At 35.6% G+C, this 20,004-nt stretch carries 13 protein-coding genes and 2 pseudogenes; 7 read left to right on the top strand and 8 right to left on the bottom strand.

Going from position 1 to position 20,004, the window contains the following annotated elements; all coding sequences use genetic code 11:
• On the top strand, positions 1 to 182 hold a 182-nt coding region (locus tag C6H08_RS11920), incomplete at its 5' end, for a hypothetical protein (protein WP_233708494.1).
• Positions 183 to 192: 10 nt separating this feature from the next.
• On the opposite strand, the gene C6H08_RS12285 is transcribed toward C6H08_RS11920, so the two are convergent.
• The 3 genes and pseudogenes from C6H08_RS12285 to dxs form a co-directional block, all read right to left on the bottom strand.
• Entirely contained in the window at positions 193 to 315 is a 123-nt protein-coding gene (locus C6H08_RS12285; RefSeq protein WP_267892882.1) for a hypothetical protein, read from the bottom strand.
• 287 nt (positions 316 to 602) lie between these two features.
• Positions 603 to 1,058 (bottom strand): transketolase C-terminal domain-containing protein, encoded by a 456-nt coding sequence (locus tag C6H08_RS11915; protein ID WP_267892883.1) that lies wholly within the window; start codon positions 1,056 to 1,058, stop codon positions 603 to 605.
• A gap of 351 nt (positions 1,059 to 1,409) precedes the next feature.
• A pseudogene (gene dxs, locus C6H08_RS11910) lies at positions 1,410 to 2,912 on the bottom strand (1-deoxy-D-xylulose-5-phosphate synthase); the annotation flags it as partial.
• A 393-nt stretch (positions 2,913 to 3,305) separates the two neighbouring features.
• On the opposite strand from dxs, the gene dnaE reads away from it, so the two are divergent.
• Positions 3,306 to 7,112, top strand: coding sequence for a DNA polymerase III subunit alpha (gene dnaE, locus C6H08_RS05235; RefSeq protein ID WP_034563447.1), 3,807 nt, complete (start codon positions 3,306 to 3,308; stop codon positions 7,110 to 7,112).
• A 137-nt stretch (positions 7,113 to 7,249) separates the two neighbouring features.
• Positions 7,250 to 8,053, top strand: coding sequence for a hypothetical protein (locus C6H08_RS05230; protein ID WP_138154553.1), 804 nt, complete (start codon positions 7,250 to 7,252; stop codon positions 8,051 to 8,053).
• A gap of 127 nt (positions 8,054 to 8,180) precedes the next feature.
• Here the strand turns inward: C6H08_RS05230 and C6H08_RS05225 are convergent, their stop codons facing one another.
• Complete coding sequence (locus tag C6H08_RS05225) at positions 8,181 to 8,966, bottom strand: pyridoxine 5'-phosphate synthase (protein WP_034579742.1); 786 nt, start codon at positions 8,964 to 8,966, stop codon at positions 8,181 to 8,183.
• Between the two features lie 103 nt (positions 8,967 to 9,069).
• On the opposite strand from C6H08_RS05225, the gene C6H08_RS05220 reads away from it, so the two are divergent.
• From C6H08_RS05220 to C6H08_RS05205, 3 genes are all read left to right on the top strand, one after another.
• Positions 9,070 to 9,942 carry a CheR family methyltransferase gene (locus tag C6H08_RS05220; protein WP_034579745.1) on the top strand — a complete coding sequence of 291 codons (873 nt, stop codon included), beginning with the start codon at positions 9,070 to 9,072 and terminating at the stop codon, positions 9,940 to 9,942.
• A 13-nt stretch (positions 9,943 to 9,955) separates the two neighbouring features.
• Entirely contained in the window at positions 9,956 to 10,705 is a 750-nt protein-coding gene (locus C6H08_RS05215; protein ID WP_080732165.1) for a CheB methylesterase domain-containing protein, read from the top strand.
• Positions 10,706 to 11,294: 589 nt separating this feature from the next.
• Positions 11,295 to 11,786: a hypothetical protein gene (locus tag C6H08_RS05205; protein WP_034563439.1), complete on the top strand. Its 492-nt coding sequence runs from the start codon at positions 11,295 to 11,297 to the stop codon at positions 11,784 to 11,786.
• Between the two features lie 190 nt (positions 11,787 to 11,976).
• Here C6H08_RS05205 and C6H08_RS05200 read toward each other — a convergent pair whose 3' ends face one another.
• A complete protein-coding gene (locus C6H08_RS05200) occupies positions 11,977 to 14,673 on the bottom strand; it encodes an ATP-dependent Clp protease ATP-binding subunit (protein WP_034563437.1) in 2,697 nt (898 codons plus the stop codon).
• A gap of 299 nt (positions 14,674 to 14,972) precedes the next feature.
• On the opposite strand from C6H08_RS05200, the gene C6H08_RS05195 reads away from it, so the two are divergent.
• The gene (locus tag C6H08_RS05195) at positions 14,973 to 15,650 is read left to right on the top strand and encodes a suppressor of fused domain protein (protein ID WP_034563435.1); all 678 of its coding nucleotides are present in this window, start codon (positions 14,973 to 14,975) and stop codon (positions 15,648 to 15,650) included.
• Between the two features lie 155 nt (positions 15,651 to 15,805).
• On the opposite strand, the gene C6H08_RS05190 is transcribed toward C6H08_RS05195, so the two are convergent.
• The 3 genes and pseudogenes from C6H08_RS05190 to C6H08_RS05180 all read right to left on the bottom strand — a co-directional run.
• Positions 15,806 to 18,361 carry a motility associated factor glycosyltransferase family protein gene (locus C6H08_RS05190; protein WP_080745665.1) on the bottom strand — a complete coding sequence of 852 codons (2,556 nt, stop codon included), beginning with the start codon at positions 18,359 to 18,361 and terminating at the stop codon, positions 15,806 to 15,808.
• An 8-nt stretch (positions 18,362 to 18,369) separates the two neighbouring features.
• Entirely contained in the window at positions 18,370 to 19,713 is a 1,344-nt protein-coding gene (gene glmU / locus C6H08_RS05185) for a bifunctional UDP-N-acetylglucosamine diphosphorylase/glucosamine-1-phosphate N-acetyltransferase GlmU (protein ID WP_034563433.1), read from the bottom strand.
• 56 nt (positions 19,714 to 19,769) lie between these two features.
• Positions 19,770 to 20,004, bottom strand: a pseudogene (locus tag C6H08_RS05180) (toxin-antitoxin system YwqK family antitoxin); the annotation flags it as partial.

Below are 20,004 nucleotides of genomic sequence, written 5' to 3'. Positions count from 1 at the left end.
GGGTATTCACCCCCCCCCCCCCCCATAATCGTGGGCGGTTTTTTTTTTTTATTTTTATTCCCCTTCAATTGAATATTTTTGAAATTTTGTTTTATTTTTTTTGTGGAGTTGTTTTTTTTTTTTTAAAGAAAAAACGGGATACGGGATTTAAAGAGGTTTCCTGGGGCCCGGGAAGTGTTTAAAAGACAACCTTTATATTTTTCCCCCCCCCCCCCCATTTGTATTGCCTAACTTTGCAATACGAGGTATATGACTGAAAAATAAGTGATCGCCCAATCCACCATATTCTACTTTTATAATTAAATCTTTTGACATTGCTATCCTTTTTATGAAAATTAATGAATTTTAGAATAAAGGTTCTATTATAATAAAAACAAAAGGAGTATTATTAAATCGTGTATAATTTTTTATTTTGATTGGGTTTCACACTATAACATAAAGAATATTGATTTAATCTTTTAATTCTAGTTTATTGGATTTTGTCGCAAAAATATCCAGCATAGAGTCTAAAAAAATAATTACATTAGAATTTCAGTGAGATTCTAATGTAATAAATACTTAGATTCGAATAATCTTTAAATCTCGTAGTATATTATTTTTAATTAAAAGTGGGTTGATTTTAAAATTTTAGACACCAAACTTTCTGTGTCTATATTAAGTTGTTTTTCAATCTTTTGTGTGTTTCCATGTTTGACAAAAATATCTTCTATTTCAAAGCTTATAATCTTTGGAATCTGTGCTAGATTGCCACGCTCTAACTCACTAAATGCAAACTGCATGATACATGCACCAACACCATTTAGCTTATAACTATCACTCATAACAAAAATATGCGTATAGTCTCTCAAACACATAGCAAGCATATCAGTATCAAGCGGCTTTAAGCTAATTATATCAAGCAGTGAAGCATAAATATTATGCTCTGTTAGTAAGCTAAGCCATACATCAAGCATACGACCCACACCATTGCCATAACCTACGAGTAGAATCTTTTTCCTGCTAGATTCTGTGTTATGTTGTATAGAATCTTTTGTATGCACTAAGCTATCATATAGCATTTGTGCTTTGTGTGCTTTTAGGTGTGTATTATAATTTTGTGCGTTGTGAAGATTCTGTAGGACTATTCTACAAGATTCTAAATTCTCATTATCTTGCACCCCAATGCCTTGCACCCGCCCAAATGGTTGAGATTCTAAATTCTTGTCATTTTGAGTTTTTGACAAAAGCGAAAAATCTTTATTTGAATCTTTTTTAGATTCCGTGTTAGATACTTCGCCTAAAGGCTCAGTATGACAAGCGGTTGTTTTAGAATCTGTTTGTGTTGTCTCTTTAGTGCTTTTTGCAGATTCTGCTGTGTGTTTATTAGAATCTAAACTTTGAGATATTTCGCTTCGCTCAACATGACAATTATTAGATTCTATATTTTGCCTTGCTTTTGTATCATAATCCCTTACAATAGAATCTAAACGCATATAGCATTTTTCCATCATAAACTGCCCTCTAGGATAGCGGATAGCAAGTGGTGAGGTTGCATATTGTGAGTATTCAAGCTGTAAAGAAAGCGTGTTATTGTCCCTTGGGGCGATGAGAGTTATATTTGGTATGCTTTGTAGATAGGCAATATCTAGTAAGCCTTGATGCGTTTCACCATCTTCGCCGACAATACCAGCCCTATCAATGCAAAATATAACAGGAAGATTCATAATGCAAGTATCATGCACAATCTGATCAAATGCTCGTTGTAAAAAAGTAGAATAGATAGCAATATAAGGCTTAAAGCCCTCCTTTGCCATAGCTGACATGGATGTTACTGCGTGTTGTTCTGCGATTGCTACATCAAAGAATCTCTCTGGCATTATATCCATGAGTTTATCTAGCCCTGTGCCACTTGGCATAGCTGCGGTTACGCCTATGATTTTTTCATTTTGTTGTGCCATACTTAAAAGCGTATCGCTAAAGACAGAAGTTGGACTTTTGATCGCACTTTTTGCAATCGCTTGTCCTGTGTTTAAATCAAATGGGGCAACACCATGCCATTTTTCATATTTACCTTCAGCGATTTGATAGCCCTTGCCCTTTATAGTTTGGCAATGTAGCAGCACAGGACGATTTAAGTAGGCGACATTTTTTAGCGTAGTAACGACTTCTTCTATATTATTGCCATCAATTGGTCCTATATAATCAATCCCAAACTCTTCAAATAACAATCCGGGCGTAATAAGCTTAAAACTCTCTTCAAATCGCTTTGCGATAAAAGTCGTGCCATTTGGCATTTTATCCACGATTTTTTTCACTTTTTCTTTCATGGATTGATACAGCGGACTTGCAATCGTTTTTGATAGAATCTTAGAAATCGCACCAATAGGCTTTGCAATACTCATTTCATTATCATTTAAGATAATGATTACAGGCAGTTTTAAATCCCCTAATTCATTCAACGCTTCATAGACTAGCCCCGCACTCATAGAGCCATCGCCTATCATTACAATGGGCTTATGCGGATCATTTCTTAGCTTTTTTGCCTTAGCTGCACCTACTGCAAGGGAGAGTGAAGTAGAGCTATGCCCTGCTATAAAGTAGTCAAGACTGCTTTCATAAGGTGCGATAAAACCACTTATGCCATCAATTTGACGCAAACTCTCAAACGCCTTGTATCGTCCTGTAAGCAGTTTGTGTGCATAGGCTTGATGACTCACATCATAAATAAATGGGTGCAAAGAGCAATCAAACACCGAGTGCATTCCTACAATCAATTCAACCGCCCCAAGCGTAGAGCTTAAATGCCCACCATTTTTACTCACCACTTCTAAGATTCTATGTCGTATTAACTCTGCTATGCTTTTTAACTCCGCTATGCTTGCATGTGGCAATAAATGATGAATGTCTTCATTATTGAGTAGTTTTTGTGTGATACTACAAGGTGTGGCTACTTGCTTTGCAGTATCAGTTTGTATATCAAGTTTATCAGTAAGAGTATCAACGAGTGTATCAATAGGTAAAGCCGTATTGCTAGTTGTGGATATAGATTGCCGCATTATCTCTCCTTTTTGTTCCTTGATATTATAGTGCCCTAGATTTGAGATTCGATAAAATACATGTGAATCCCAAGAATCTGTCCATACAGCATAGAGAATCTTAATCCAAAAAATTACGCAACATTATAGCATGTTAATGAAAAAATGCTTGGTGTAAGCGAATATGACATATAAAATCTTTAAAGTAGTGTCATGCAAAATTTATAGATTCATAGCTTTTTAATCTTATGTAGTGTAACATTGCAATCATGGTTTATAAAAAGGAAAAATATGAATAATACAGAAAATATACCATTTACACACTTGCATTTACATACAGAATATTCACTACTTGATGGGGCAAATAAGCTTGATGTCTTAGCAAAACGCATAAAAGAGCTTGGCATGAATAGTGTCGCAATGACAGATCATGGCAATATGTTTGGGGCTATTGAGTTTTATAAGATTATGAAAAAAGCAGGGATTAAGCCCATTATTGGCATTGAAGCCTATATCCACAATAAAGAAGATTTAGGCGATAAATCCCCAAATACACCAAAATTTCATATCTGTCTTTATGCAAAAAATGAAGAGGGCTATAAGAATCTCATGTATCTATCAAGCCAGAGTTTTATACAAGGATTCTATCGCACTTCAAGGATTAATAAAAAGATTCTAAGAGAGTATTCTAAAGGCATTATCTGCTCTTCTGCATGTCTTAATGGCGAGATTTCATGGAATCTAAACTTAAGTCCATACATGGATAGCAAAAAAAGGGATAAAAAAATCATCATGGGGGCAAAAGGCTATGATGGGGCAAAAGAAGCCATACATGAATATCAAGATATTTTTGGAGATGATTTCTATATTGAGATTATGCGACATGGCATAGCAGACCAACGCTTTATTGATAATGACTTATTGCGATTAAGCCTTGAGACAGGGGCAAAGCTCATTGCTACAAATGACGCACATTATACAAATAAAGAAGATTCTAGTACGCAAGAAGCAGCCATGATGATAGCTATGGCAACTGATATTAATGACCCAAAGAGATTGCGACACACCGTTCAAGAGTTTTATATCAAAAGTCCAAAGCAAATGCTTGATTTATTCATGGATATACCAGAAGCAGTATTTAACACACAAGAGATAGCAGATAAATGCGACCTTATTATCGACTTAAAAGATGATAAGAATCCACCCACCCCACCAAGCTTTAAGTTTGCAAAAGAGTATGCAGAAAATGAAGGGCTTACAATACAAGATGAAGCAGAATATTTTGCCTATAAATGCAGGCAAGGCTTAGCAAAAAGATTAGAGCAAGTAGAAAAAGACAAGCATGAAATATATCACAAACGCTTACAAGAAGAAATAGATATTATCACACAGATGAAATTCCCCGGCTATATGCTTATTGTATGGGATTTTATCAATTATGCAAAGCAAAATAAGATTCCAGTAGGACCGGGCAGAGGAAGTGCGGCAGGTAGCCTTGTAGCCTATTGTTTAGAAATTACTGATGTTGATCCTATTAAGTATAATTTGCTTTTTGAGAGATTTTTGAATCCAGAGCGTATATCAATGCCAGATATTGATACTGACTTTTGCCAAAGAAGACGCCCAGAAATGTTTGAATACATGAAAGCAAAATATGGTGAATATAATGTCGCACAGGTAATCACTTTTGGTAAAATGCTAGCAAGAGGTGTGATACGAGATGTTGCTAGAATCTATGGCATGTCTATACCAAATGCGGATAGATTTGCAAAGCTTATCCCCTCAAAGCTTGGCATTACACTCAAAGGCTATAATAAAAACGGGAATTTTATAGAAGGGGCATACGAGCTAGAGCCAAAGATACAAGAGCTTATCACAGAAGGCGATAACGATAGAGATGAGAAAAATAGAGGACTTGCAAGAAAAGTATGGGAGATGGCTTTAAGGCTTGAAAAGCTAAATAGAAACACAGGCAAACACGCCGCAGCCCTTGTGGTAGATTCTGAAAAAGAGTTATGGCATAAAGTCCCCTTATATGTGAGTGAGCGGACAAAAGGGGTTATGGTAACGCAATATTCTATGAAATATTTAGAACCAGTGGATTTAATCAAGTTTGACTTCTTAGGCTTAAAGACACTCACGGTTATTCAAGATGCACTTGATATTATAAAAGATACAAATAATATTGATATTAATCTCTCAACACTTGATGTGAATGATGAAAAGGTATATAGGACATTGCGTAGTGGGAACACACTTGGGATATTCCAGCTAGAATCTAGCGGTATGCAGGAATTTAACCGCAGATTGCAACCAAGTGGCATTGATGATGCTATTGCCCTTTTAGCACTCTTTAGACCCGGTCCTATGGATAGCGGTATGAGTGATGAATATATTGATAGAAAGCATGGCAGAAGTCCTGTGAGCTATACTTTCAAAGAGTTAGAGCCAATCCTAAAAAATACTTATGGTGTGATTGTCTATCAAGAACAAGTTATGCAAATCGTGCAAGTCATAGGCGGATTCTCACTCGGTGAAGCGGACCTTGTAAGAAGGGCAATGGGTAAAAAAGACGCACGAATCATGGCAGAAAATCGCACAAAGTTTGCCGATGGTGCAGAGAAAAATGGCTTTGATAGGACAAAAGCAGAAGAGCTTTTCGACCAGATAGCAAAGTTTGCAGAATACGGATTCAATAAATCGCATTCAGCCGCTTATGGAATCTTAACCTTTCAAACTGCCTATTTAAAGACCTATTATGAGCATGAGTTTATGGCAGCAATGCTATCAAGTGAAAGTCATAAAATAGAAGCAGTAGCTACATACATAGATGAAGCAAGGGCTATGGGTATTGAGATTTTACCCCCGCATGTTAATACCTCGCAAACTAACTTTTCTGTAATAATAGATTCTAATGGTAAAAAGAAAATCGTCTTTGGGTTGAATGCGATTAAAGGTGCAGGAGAAGGGGCTTTACAAGGCATTATCGATGATAGAAAACAAAAAGGTGCTTTTAAGAATCTCGAAGACTTTATCACAAAAGCAAATTTTAAGAGAATCTCTAAAAAAGTGCTTGAACCCTTAGTAAAAAGTGGTAGCCTTGATAATCTTGGCTATACGCGTGCAAGTATGCTTGAGAATCTTGACTATATTTGCGATTTAGGCAGGAGAATGTCAAAGGAACGCAGTGGTGGTGGGCTATTTGGTGCAGAAGAGTTGTGTCCTGAATTGCAGATAAAGCCTTTGCCAGAACTACATAATAAAAGCCTACTTGAATATGAATATGAAAGTTTGGGAATCTATCTAAGCGGACATCCACTCGATGATTTTAGAAACGAGATAGATCAAATAAAAAATGTTGTAAAAATCGCAGAATTAGAGAATATCGCTGATGGCTCAAGGGTTATGCTTATAGGAAAGCTAGAAGACTTACAGCGAAAAATGAGTAAAAATAACCGCACCTATGGCACAGCAAAGCTTATGGACTTTAGCGGTAAGCAACCTTTAACTTTATTTGAAGATCAACTAAACCTGCTTGATAGCTTTGACTTAAGCAATCCTATTGGCATAGTAGGCAAACTTGAAAAAGAGAGAATGGTAACAGAGAGCGAAGATGGCAGTGCTGAGGTAAGCTATAAAATAGAAATAAGAGTGCATGAAATCCATACATTACAATCATGTAAAGAGATAAAATTGCGTGTGAAAAAAGATAATGCAAAATCACATACGAATACACAAGATTCTAAAACTTTTACAAAGCAATCTGTGGATTCTAAACTACATAATAATGCAGTATATGGAGATTCTATCCTTGATGAAGCAAATGGCATTGAGCCGCTTAACCTAGTAGCAGATATGGATATAAGAAGCTCATGCCTATGTGCGCTAATGCAAAGCGTTATCACAGAAGAACAAGTGAGTGCCATAGCAAATATTATGCGTTCATCTCAAGGTGATACAAGATTTGGTATCGGCTTTCAAGATAGCGTGAGTGGTAAAACCTTTATTTTTGAAAGTAGCATGTCTATTGATGAGAGATTAAAGCATAAGATAGAAGAGATACTGCCTAATTGCACTTGGAAATATCTAGCGATTTAGAGTTTTTAGAGATAAAGATTTACATTTTTGCTTTTTATGGACTAAAAACTATGAAAATTATAGAATCTTCTTATAAAAAGCTTGATTTCAAAAAAACGCTACAATCAAATCTCATTTTGTTTTTAAAAGGGGCATTTATGTTTAAAAAAATGTGTTTAAGTTTAGCACTTATGTGCGGTGTGGCAGTAGCTGATGTTGGTCCTATTAACCCAGAGTTTAAGAGTCTTTTGCGTAATGATGGTGTTATGGAGAAGAATACACTCAAATTAAAAACGATATTTAATGGCGACAGCGAACAATATATTGAAACCACAGGTGAAGTAGTAGCAACAGGTGTGCTTGTATCAAGCCCGAATAGCACATATTTCTACCCAGATTCAAATCTTAAAAATGTGTTTTTTGATAGAAAACAAGTGTTTCAATGTGTGAGTGAAAAAGCTATGTCCGCATGTCTTGCCATGAAACCCAGTAAAAATGAAGGGATTAAGGTTTCTAACGATGTAGTAGCTAAAACTTTTGGTGGAAAAATCTATGGAGAACAAGCAGTAAGAGTAAAAGCACATATGAGTCAAAACGGCTCAACAATGAAAAGTGTTTTTGCACTTACACCGCCTAAGAAATCATATTCAGCATATCCAATGAAAGGGGCGGTTACAAAAGAGTTTGGCTATGCTTCAAAAGATGATTATGTAAATATCCGCCAAGCTCCAAAAGGCACAATCGCAGGGCAAATGCTAAAAGCTGATATGCAAAAGCCTAAAGCCCTAAAAGGCATTCTTATTGGTGCTAGTTGTTACGAAGATGAAGATCCTGATGGGACTTATGTATTGTGTAATGATGTAAATGGCTGGTATGAAGTATTCTACTTCCCACCGGGCATTCGACATGGCAAAGATGCAATACATGGCTATATCCATAAATCACAGATTAAGGGCTATTAATCTAACAAGGATATAGCACACCAAAGCCCAATCATAGGAAAATCTCACATAGAATCTACACAAACCCACTGGATTCTATATGGAAAAAATCTGTGATATAAGGCTCTCATGCCAACAAACAACAAAACTACCCAACTAACTCTCTCATATCCTTTATTGCTTGTTCTAATCCCACAAAGATTGAACGCGCTATAATGCTTTGCCCGATATTTAGCTCTTCTATGCCCTGTATATTTACAATATCTCTCACATTTGCATAGTTTAGCCCATGTCCAGCATATACCTTTAGGTTTGCATGCAAAGCGTGTTGTGTTATCTCTTTTAGATTCTGTATTTCTTGTGTTAGCATAGTTTGCAATGCCTTTCTATCTAGATTTAAATCTTGTATAGAGTTATGTGTGCGAGATAAATTAGAGTTAAGCATAAGGGAGACATTTGCATACTTTCCTGTGTGTAGCTCCACTGCGATAGGCACTTTTAGTGTCTCTGCAAATTCCGCGCTCTTTTCTATACTCTCAATATTTGGGTCGATAAAAAGGGCGATTTGTATTTCATTGTCTCTTAGAATCTTTAGAGATTCTAAGAGTGTTTGAGATAGCCTTAATCCACCTTCAGTTGTTACCTCATCTCTTTTTTCTGGCACAAGTGTTACTCTGTGTGGCTTTACCTTGCTTACTAAATGTAGCATTTCTGTTTCACTGCAACACTCCACATTAAGCGGCAAAAAGCTAGATTCTGCAATGCGGTATAAATCGCTATCATGTATATGTCGCCTATCTTCTCGCAAGTGAATTGTGATTTGGTCTGCCCCAGCCCTTTTTGCAATAAAGATTGCTTCAAGTGGGTCAGGATCGTTTATCTTTCTAGTTTCACGCAAATACGCAATGTGATCAATATTTACACCAAGTCGCATGTTTTCGTCCCTATTTCAAAAAAATATGCTAACATTATAGTAAAAACATTTGCAAAAAATAAGATTTATGTATATATTTTTGAGATTTTATTAAGGGGCATTTTTGAAAGAGAATACTTGGAAGATAGATTCTAAAATACTGCGGCAGATACAAGACACTTTGTATGATGTTTGTGGTATTTACCTTACTGATACGCGTCAAACGATGATACAAAATAGAATCAATTCATTACAAAAAGAAGCTGTTTGTGCCAACATTAAAAGCCTTGATGATCTTTTATATCTTGTGAAGACAAACGCACAAGTAAGGCAGGTATTCATCAATAACTTTACTACAAATAAAACAGATTTATTTCGAGAATCTTATCATTTCAATGACATGTTAAATCGCACTTTAATACCACTTTTACGCAGTAATAGTGCGGTAAAAATATTTTGCTCTGCAAGCTCAAGCGGTGAAGAGCCATACTCCATAGCTGCCACTTGTCTTTATGCAAAAACACTTTATAATTCAACCTCTTCGATTAAGATTATTGCAACAGATATTGATACAAGCATGCTTGAGCTTGCAAGAAAGGGTGAATATATCCTTGATTCTAGATTAAATAAGATTCCAGACTGGGTAGAGCTTGATAAATATTTTGACATTGTGAAAGCAGTATCAAAAGATGTGGTATCACTGCGTGCCAAAAGTAGTCTCAAAAGTATGATTACATTTCAACAATTAAATCTTTTTAATAAGACTTACCCATTTAGTGCAGGTGAATTTGACATGGTTTTTTGTCGAAATGTGCTTATATACTTTAAACCCAAAGATCAAGAAAGCATACTCACAAAATTGCATAATGTGTTAAAAGTAGGCGGCACATTGTATTTAGGGCATTCAGAAGATATATTAAGCCTTAGTCCATATTTTGAACGACTTGGTAATAAAATGTTTGTAAAAAATTCAGAATCAACGATAGGCATATTGTAGGGGAGAGAGTGGCATGGCGTTAAAAAAAGATGACAAAAAAAGTAATAACAATGTTTTATCAAGACAGATAGAGCAGAAATATCACCCAGATTCAGTATTGCCTAAAAATCCTTGTGTATTATCAAGAGATAAACTCATTGTTATCGGCAGCTCAACAGGTGGGACAGAGGCACTGAATAAGATTTTTGCAGAATTACCAAAGGGATTACCACCCATTGTTGTAGTGCAGCATATCCCAAAGCTTTTTTCGGCATCGCTAGTAGCAAGACTAAACGCACATAGTCAAATCGATATATTTGAAGTTAATGCAAAGACGCAGTTGCAAAGTGATTGTGCCTATGTCGCAAATGGTGATGCACATGTTGTGGTAAGTTGTGAGGGAGGGAAATATTATGCCTCACCGCTTAAAGCAAATAGGGTCAGTAGGCATAGACCAAGTGTTGATGTATTATTTAGAAGTGCGAATAATGCCTCAGGTAAAAACGCCCTTGCTATTATCCTTACTGGAATGGGCGATGATGGCATGATAGGTATGAAAGAATTGTTTGATAATGGTGCATACACTATCGCACAAGATGAAGCAAGCTGTGTTGTATTTGGTATGCCTAAAAAAGCTATTGAAATCGGTGCTGTGCGAGAGATTCTACCTTTACAAAAAATCGCACAAAGAATTGTAGATTACGCGCACAATAGGATTAGAAACACAGGTAAAAAAGAACCGGAATTGCAAACACAAAATGAGAGTAAGCAAGAGAGTGATTGAGCGGATTTACACATAGATCTGATGGAAGTATTAATTTTAGAGAAGGATTTGTAATGAAAAAATTAGCCATTCATCTAATAGGACACACTAGAACATATAAGGATACTGCGGAATCTTTTTTGAAAAATATTGTTGAGACAAATAAAGAAAAATGGGATATTGATATTTTTATGCACACATGGGACATGTTTGAGCCAGTCGCGCAAACTTCATGGCATAAAGACAATGCAACATTAAGTGGCAAACCATTAAGCCAAGATGATAAAGATGATGTAGTAAATACATATAAGCCGACACAATATGCAATCGAAACTTTGCAGGAAGAACATGGTTTAATGCTGAGTTATAAAAGAGCAAATGAAATAAGGCGAGAATATGCGAAGCAAAATAATATAGAATATGATTATATGCTTTATACACGATATGATATTTTATTTACAACGAAGCTAGATATTTCCTATTTTATAGATTCTTATTATGAAATTATGCAAAAAGAAAATCGGCTAATAAATGGGGGGGGGGTAAGCTATGCNNTAAAAGGGGGGGGGGGGGTAAGCTATGCTTTGTCGGACACAATATCTTTGGAAGAATGCCATTTTTAGAGTATGTGCCAGAGCCAGATCTTATATGGTTTGCCAACTATGATTCCGATGATAATCTTGCTTGCAGTAGTGGAATACATGAAGGTTTGCGACCTATTGATTACAGATTGTATCGAGACTTTTTTATCCAAAGAATAGATCACACACTGAAAACGCATTCAAATGTCGATGCTTTAGCAATGAATATGAAAGACTATATTGCAAGGCTTTCTTATGCGTATAAAATTGGGGAAGCCTTATTGCTTAATACAAAACATTTTGTAGGCTTTTTAAGATTACCTATCATCCTTTATTACATAAAAAAGCAACATAAGCAACAAGGCAAATACAATCTAGAAGTATATTATACACACAATGAATGTATTGATTCTATAAGTACCATCGGTAAATCCTATATAGAATCATCAGAAAAGGGTATCAAACACACTCTTTCGTTTCTTATAAGTGATCTACCTAAGCTTAAATGTAATGTAAAATAAGACATAAAGCCCCCCCCTTTTTTTTACAAGAGTCTTAGTGAATTTTCGCTAAAATTTTACATTTGTAGCTTCTGAAATCTTAGATATTTCGCTCCAATCACACATGACATTTTTAAGATTCAACATAGAATGCAAGAAGGACCGAAGTAAGCTCACCCCAAAGAGTAGGGCATACCAAAGATTTTTTACACTACATTGATACCACCTGTGTTTTTACGCTATTCTCCACAATATCAAATATCACCTTGCTTTGTTCGCTTAACTTTTCATTAAGGATTAAATCTGCAAGTCTGTCTTCAATCTCTCTTTGCACTGCCCTTTTTAGCGGTCTTGCTCCAAATACGGGATCAAAGCCAGAATCTGCTAGATAATCTTTCATAGAATCTGTTAAGATAAGCGTGATATTTCTATCCTTAAGTTTTAGGGCTACCTGCTGTGTTAAAATATCAATAATATTTCTAATATCATCTTTACTTAAAGCATTGAAAATAATCTTATCATCAAGTCGATTGAGAAATTCTGGTCTAAAAAATTTCTTTAACTCTTGCTCGATTTTCTCCATTTGAGAAGCCCTTTGTGCTTCTACTAAGCTGTTTAGAATCTCTTTTTCTCTCTCTAATTTCTCTCTAGATTCTATATTGCCCTCTTTTATTGCTTTTTGTAAAGCCGCAATATCATCTCTTTTCATTGCCACTTCTTTAGAATCTTCGCGAATAAATTCACTGCCTATATTACTCGTTAGGATAATAATTGTGTTTTTAAAATCCACAACAACACCCTTATTATCAGTCAATCTTCCATCATCTAGCACTTGTAAAAGCACATTAAAGACTTTTGGATGCGCCTTTTCCACCTCATCAAAAAGCACGACACTATAAGGCTTTCTTTTAATGGCTTCAGTCAAGATTCCGCCCTCTTCATAGCCTACATAACCCGGGGCTGCTCCAGTCAATTTTGTCGCATCAATCTCTTGCATATATTCACTCATATCAAGTCGCACAAGCTCTTTTTCGCTATCAAATAAAAATTTTGCTAATGCCTTTGCACTCTGCGTTTTACCAACACCACTTGACCCTAAAAACAAGAAACTTGCAATAGGACGATTTGCATCATTAAGCCCTGCTTTATTGCGTTTAATCGCACGGGCAATGCTTTCAATAGCCCTGTCTTGCCCTATCACACTTGCTTTTAAATTCTCTTCAATATGCAAGATTCTATGCTTTTCAGATTCTAACATTTTACCTACTGGAATCTGAGTCCAACGCGATACAATCTCTGCGATACTCTCTTTTGTTACAGCATGTTTTAAGAGTGAGCCACTCTTTTGTAAATCCTGCCATTTTGCTTCAAGATTCTTTAATTCAGCTTGTGCGTTTGGAATCTTGCCGTGTTCAATCTCTCCTGCCTTTTCATAGTCGCCACTGCGGCGTGCTATCTCGCTTTCTCTACGCAAAGATTCTATATCATTTTTCACTTTTGCAATATCGCTAAATATCGCCTTTTCATTTTCAAAGGCACTTTGCAATCCGCTTAGTTTTTCCTTAGAATCTATGAGTTCTTTTTCTATCTCTTGCAAACGCGTATTGTGCTGTTCGTTTTTGTCAAGGTTTAGGGCAACCTTTTCAACTTCTAATGCTTCAATATCTCTTTTTGCTTTTGCAATGGCTTTTGGTTCAGATTCTATCTGCATTTTGAGTTCTGCTGCTGCCTCATCGATTAAATCAATGGCTTTATCAGGTAAATAGCGATTTGTGATATAGCGACTTGATAGCTTCACACTCTCCACTAATGCCCCATCAGTAATGCTTACATTATGGTGTGCTTCTAAGCTTTCCTTAATACCACGCATAATCTGCAAGGCTTCATTTTGACTTGGCTCATTGATATTTATAGGTTGGAATCTCCTTGCAAGGGCTGCATCTTTTTCAAAATATTTTCTATATTCTTTCAGTGTTGTAGCCCCGATTGTTCTTAGCTCTCCTCTTGCTAATGCTGGTTTTAAAATATTTGCTGCATCCATGCCCCCCTCACTCGCACCTGCCCCAACAATAGTGTGAATCTCATCTATGAATAATATAATCTCATCATTATTTTTTACTTCATCAACAACCGCTTTTAATCTCTCTTCAAAATCGCCACGATACTTTGCCCCCGCCATTAATGCAGTCATATCAAGGGCTATAACCTGCTTATTTTGCAAGGATAGTGGCACTTCTTTTTTTGCTATTTTAATGGCTAGTCCTTCTACAACTGCGGTTTTACCAACGCCCGGTTCTCCTAGCAAGATAGGATTATTTTTTGTTTTTCTAATTAAGATTTGCATCATTCGCTCAATCTCTTCATTCCTGCCAATAACTGGATTTAGCTTATTTTGTGCGGCAAGTTTGCTAAGATTTATGCCATATTTATCTAGCGTTTCAAGAGTGTCATCACTACTTTGAGAATCTATTTTCATACCTTTTCGCATATTTTTTAGCGTATTGATTAATTCTAATTTATCAATATTTTTTAGCAAATCTTTGAAATGTGAATCAAGATTTGCCCTCACAAAGCTATCCACACCGATAAAGCTATCACCCTGTGTTGTAGCAAAGCTTAGGGCATTTTGCAAGGCTTCTTGCAATGATTTACTAAGCGACATATTTTGCGTATTTGCATTGCTAACTTTAGGCAATTTATCAATCTCAAGTGTGAGATTCTGTATTAAGGCATTAATATTTTCATTATTTTTTTGCAATGCTTGATATAAAAGCATATTAGAATCTGCAAGCATTGCAAGCAATGTGTGAATGGGCTGTGTTTCATTATTTTTATGCGTAATGGCAAATTGAGCCGCATTGTTTAATATCTCTCTCATTTGGTTTGTCAATTTATCAAAAATACTCATAAGAAACTCCTTATATAAAATGTGCTGAAATCATAGCATAAATTTAGCAATATTTATAAACAAGTGCTAATTTTTTTTAAAATTTTATAGTATTTATATAATAAAACTTTAGTTAATTGATATAAAGTTATATAAATATATACTACTAAACCTTTTAAAAAGATATTTGTTTCTATACTATTCAAAACGCATGGAATCTAGTGTATGAAAAATACATGAGTGAATAAAAATCAACAAAATTTCAGCTTAAATATTATATGATTGTAGTTATAAATCACTTTGAGTTTAGGGGACTTGCCATGACTTTAGAAGAATATAAACAGAAAATAGAAAAAAATCCAGATTATTCACCCGGTTGGGAAGCTATTGAATCTTGTTTTAGCACAATTTATGGCGACCAAAAACCGCGTCATTATGCTACAAATCTTGCCTCCCGTGCGAATCTTGGTGGCGATCAATACCTTGATGGTTACAGCATTTATACTTCTATGAATGAATATCAGCATATTGTTACCTATGGTATGAGTGAGTTATACGCAAATGAAGAATCTTTTGGTGGTGAATGGAGTGGCTGGGGCTATGAGATGACTTTTAAGCTTGTAGCAAATAAGCCTGAAGAGTGCCTATGGGTGCTAAATACACTTGCAAATCTTGCGTTTTTTACAAACACGCAAGAAAGCTATTTAGAGAATTTGCAGTTTATCGCAGGTGATGGCAAGTCCCTTAGCCGTGATGATAAATCCTTAATTACAGCTATGATTGTAACGCATGATACAGAGATACAAGGCGTTACAACAGAGCATGGCAAACTCCAGTTTCTACAACTCGTGGGCATTACACAAAAAGAGCTAGAATGGATTATGCAATATGATAATGCAGATGACAATAAAAAAAGCATACAAGAGTTAATCTACAAAATGCAAGATGATAATCCATACCTTGCAACTGATATGAATAGACAAAAAAGTTATGTGTGATGTTATATAGAAATTCTATCTGCATTATTACCATGTTATCCCCTAGGTTACTCCAAATTTTACATAAAGTTGTCCGCATTTTGCAGTTTGAGTTAATGCAATTCCCTGTAATATGAAATACTTAGAGTATTAATCTCAAAGCATTATATGTTTGTTTAGCTTGTGGATTCCATTGCTTTTTTGCCACTACTTATCAACGAAAAAAGTCCTTGTGAATAAAGTGTTTTTAACTTTATTAAATGCGTGTTTTCTGTGTAGCGTTTAGGGTCTGATTGATTAGAATCTAAACTCTTAAGGGCTGATAAATTAAGATTGGCTAGATTACAATCTATCGCATTGGAATCAAAAGAATGAGTATTCGATGAGATATGCCCCAATTTTCCAGAATCTAGTATTTTAGATTCTAAACTCGTTGTAGTTCCTGCAAAAAGTTGTGCGAGTAAATGTGTGTAGCTTAAGTGCATGATACTGCCCTCAAGTAAAATGATGCTTTTACGCATAGCTTTATCATCAATGCTTTTTTGAAGTAGGTTAAAAATATCTTGTGTGAGATTAAAAATATCTTGTATTGTGTGTGTATCTTGCGTAAGAATCTCTTGCAAAGCGTTGCTAAAGGCGGTGAGTGAATCTAGCATTTCTTTTGTATTTAGTGTGAGTTTATAGGGGGTAAAATTCTCTTTAAAATGTGCGATTTCTCTCTCTTTATCAATAGGCTTTAGTGTAAAATCATCTTCATTGAGGGATATTGTGTGCTGAAAACGCATACCATAACCAAGATTAATAACGCTGTTTGGCTTATATAGCTTTATTGCTTGTTCGATATTTTTCGCACTTAAATAGAATAGGTCATTGCTAAATACACGCAAGTTTTTATTACTCTCCACTTGAAAGCAATCTTTTGGAATCCCTGTGTCTTCCTTGCCATAAAAACTATGTTTAGCATGCTTGCTATACCCTTGTATATAACCACAATCTATACCGCACAATATCACATCGCTCCCAAGCAAACTTGCGATACTAACCCCAGCATTCCCAACAAAAGGCGCACTAAACTCTAGCGGAATATATGTAGAATCTAAATACGCACTACTGCTACCACCGCGTAAAAATCCATATTTCTCACTAGCTAATTCACATGCTTTTGTGTCTGTGGTTTGTGCGAATATGAGTGGAATATCCCCTAAGTTTGCTTCCTGTAAAACTTCTGCTAGATAAGGTACTCTCTCAATCTCTATTTGAAAATCAGGCGTTATGCCATGATGTCGCAAAACCTTTAATGCTGTCCCACAACTAAGCAAAATCATAGAATCTTTATAAGCCTTCAAAAAATCAATACATAAATCAAGACTAGCCCCATTGCCTATAACACAAATTGGGGCATTCACTCGCTTTGGACGCATGCTTAAAAGCTTAGAATCTGCTAGATTTAAACACGCATTTTTTAAGCCGATCAGCTCATCTTCAAAGCTCCCCCAACCACGCATAATAGCCTTTTTCTCTTTATAGATAAAGTCTTTCAGCAAGGCTACATTATCAGTTGTATAATGCGTTAAACTTAAACTCAAAAAATTATTTGTTAGCTTTTTTGCGTGTAAAAACGCACTCACAAGTTCAAATGATATATCCTTTATAATGATAAAGCAAGACTGCTTCCCAACATGTTTAAAAAGCTTGTCATAATCGATAAAATAGAGTGAAATGCGGAATAAATCAATGTGTTCTTCATAAATCATTAAGGAATAGAATTGATAGTCTTTCTCTAGCAATTCTTGTAAAAACATGCCGCCCATAAGCCCATATATATTTGTTTGTGGCAGGAATTTAGAATCACAAAAAGATTCTATTAGATTTTCATAGAGTGTGAGATTGCTTTGTGTTTGTATTGAATCTTGTTGTGTGTTTTTAGAATCTTTTGTGAGATTTAGATTCTGCGTATTGTTATTTTTGCAAGTATGGGTAAAATCTTCACTCGTGCGAGTGTGTAAGCATGAAATATCTTTATTGGATTCTATATTAGATACTTCGTCTAAAGGCTTAGTATGACAAGTGGTTGTTTTAGATTCTAGATTCTCCACCAAATCTGGGTGGGTGCAGGGTTTAGGGTGCATTTTTATAGAATCTAGATTCTGTTTTAATGTCTTGCTGGATATTTCGCTTCGCTCAATATGACAAATTTCAGATTCTAATATAGAATCTTGCTTTTCATTACAATGCAGCTGAAAATTCGCATTAGATTCAAGTGGCGTAGATTCTAAACTTTGAGATGTTTTGCTACGCTCAATATGACAAGATTTAGATTCCACTCCCATTTTTACACTCTCTCTTAATAAATCATTGCAAAGCTTACCTGTGATAGTTAGCTTCTCTTCATTTATAAAATGTGCGTTTGGAGTTAATGTGTGATTGCTAAAGAGTTCCCATTGTGGATTTTTCATAGGGTTTTTAGCAAGTTCTTTATGTGTGTCTTGCATACTTGTTTTATGTGTGGGAGCGTCTTTACTAGCAGCATTATTTTCTATGAGTGGATATTGCATGGTTTGTGTCGGGATATGGATTACATTATATCCATAAGAATCAATATGCAAGTTATAGAGTGTGGGGGCTTTGCTTAGGGCATTAAAGAGTTTTGGATTGAGAGATTTAAAAAACTCCATGTTTTTATAGTAGGTGATTTGCAGTTGCTTTTCATTAATGCTATCTTGTGTTTGCACGAGTATCCTTACTCATCTTCTGGCTTGAAAAATCTATAGAATCCATTCGCATAATTTACCTGTTTAGCCCTAGATAGAGAGAGGCTGCCCTCTTCTATATCCCTAGTTATCGTGCTACCTGCACCAATCAGCACATTATCGGCGATATTTACCGGTGCGACAAGTTGGCAATCACTACCTACAAAGACATTTTTGCCAATATGTGTTTTATGCTTTTTCTTGCCATCATAATTGCAGGTAATCACACCTGCCCCAATATTGCTCCCATCTCCTATCACGCAATCGCCAAGATAGCTTAAATGCCCCGCTTTCACTCCATCTAAACTCGCATTTTTACATTCAACAAAGTTGCCAATATGAGAATCTTTTATATGTGAGTTTGGTCGTATGTGTGCGTGCGGTCCTATATCACTTTCTATAATCTCGCTTTCTTCCACTACGCTATGAGCTTTTATATGGCTATCTTTGATATAGCTTTTACCTGTTATCCTTACGCCATTTTCAAGCACACATTCCCCTTCAAAGCACACACTAGATTCTATATAAATGCTCTCTGGTATCTGCATGATAACACCTTTTTCCATTGCCTTTTCTCTTAGCCTTGTTAAAAGTATCTGCTCTGCTTGTGAAAGGTGAAGTTTTGTATTTATCCCAAGCATATTTTTTTCACAACATATAAAGGTAAAAATGTCTTTAGAATCTTTATTTGCGAGTTCTATAACCTGCGTGAGATAGTATTCATTTTGTGCGTTATTAGAATCTAGCTTTGATACATACTCTTGTAAAATCTCTTTAGTAAAGCAGTAAATCCCAGCATTTACGATATTAATCTCTTTTTGGTCTAAACTGCAATCTTTCTCTTCGATAATGCCCTTTATGGCAAATGCTTGTTTTAAATCCTTGTCTTTTTTGATAATCCTGCCATAGCCATAAGGATTTTTTGTTTCAAACGCACAAAGATTTATAGAACCAGCCCCATTTACTAGCATTTCTAAATCACTGCTTGAGATTAGAGGCGTATCACCGCTAAGGATTAGCACCTTTTCACCTTTTATATCGATTAATTGCTTATTTTCTTTCATCAAAGCCCCGCCAGTGCCCGGATACTTATCATGCAACTGCGTGTGAAAAGTAATCTTATCAGCGATATGCCATGCGTATTTTTCCTGTAAAAACGCTTGTATTCTCTCTTTTTGATTGTATAGCACGACATGCACATCAGAGCTTATCTCTAATGCGGTATCAATCACATATTCAATCATGCTTTTACCGCATAGCTTATGCAAAACCTTTGGTGTATTTGACTTCATTCGTGTGCCAAACCCAGCTGCTAAAATCACCACTGATACCATATTTTTCCTTTTATAGCTTAGATTCTATTTGATACATACAAGGCTAAAATTATACATTATTTATAGCATATTTCTTTTAAATAGATAATTGCTTTTTCAATGTCGTTAATATTAATCTCGCCTATTTCTTTGTCTGTTAAGACTTTATCATCAAAGCATTTGCCACTTATAAACTTATTCTCGGCTTTAACTAAGGCTAGTAGTTTTCCATTTTCTGTGTGGTATTTTACATCGCCATGTGTTTTACCATTTTTATATGGTATTTCTTCTTTTAGATTCCCATTTTCTTTA

It is taken from the genome of Helicobacter bilis (genome assembly GCF_900198365.1).
Lineage (GTDB): Bacteria > Campylobacterota > Campylobacteria > Campylobacterales > Helicobacteraceae > Helicobacter_A > Helicobacter_A bilis_B.
Note: the sequence above shows the minus strand (reverse complement) of the source record. Positions and strands in the feature narration are given on the sequence as shown.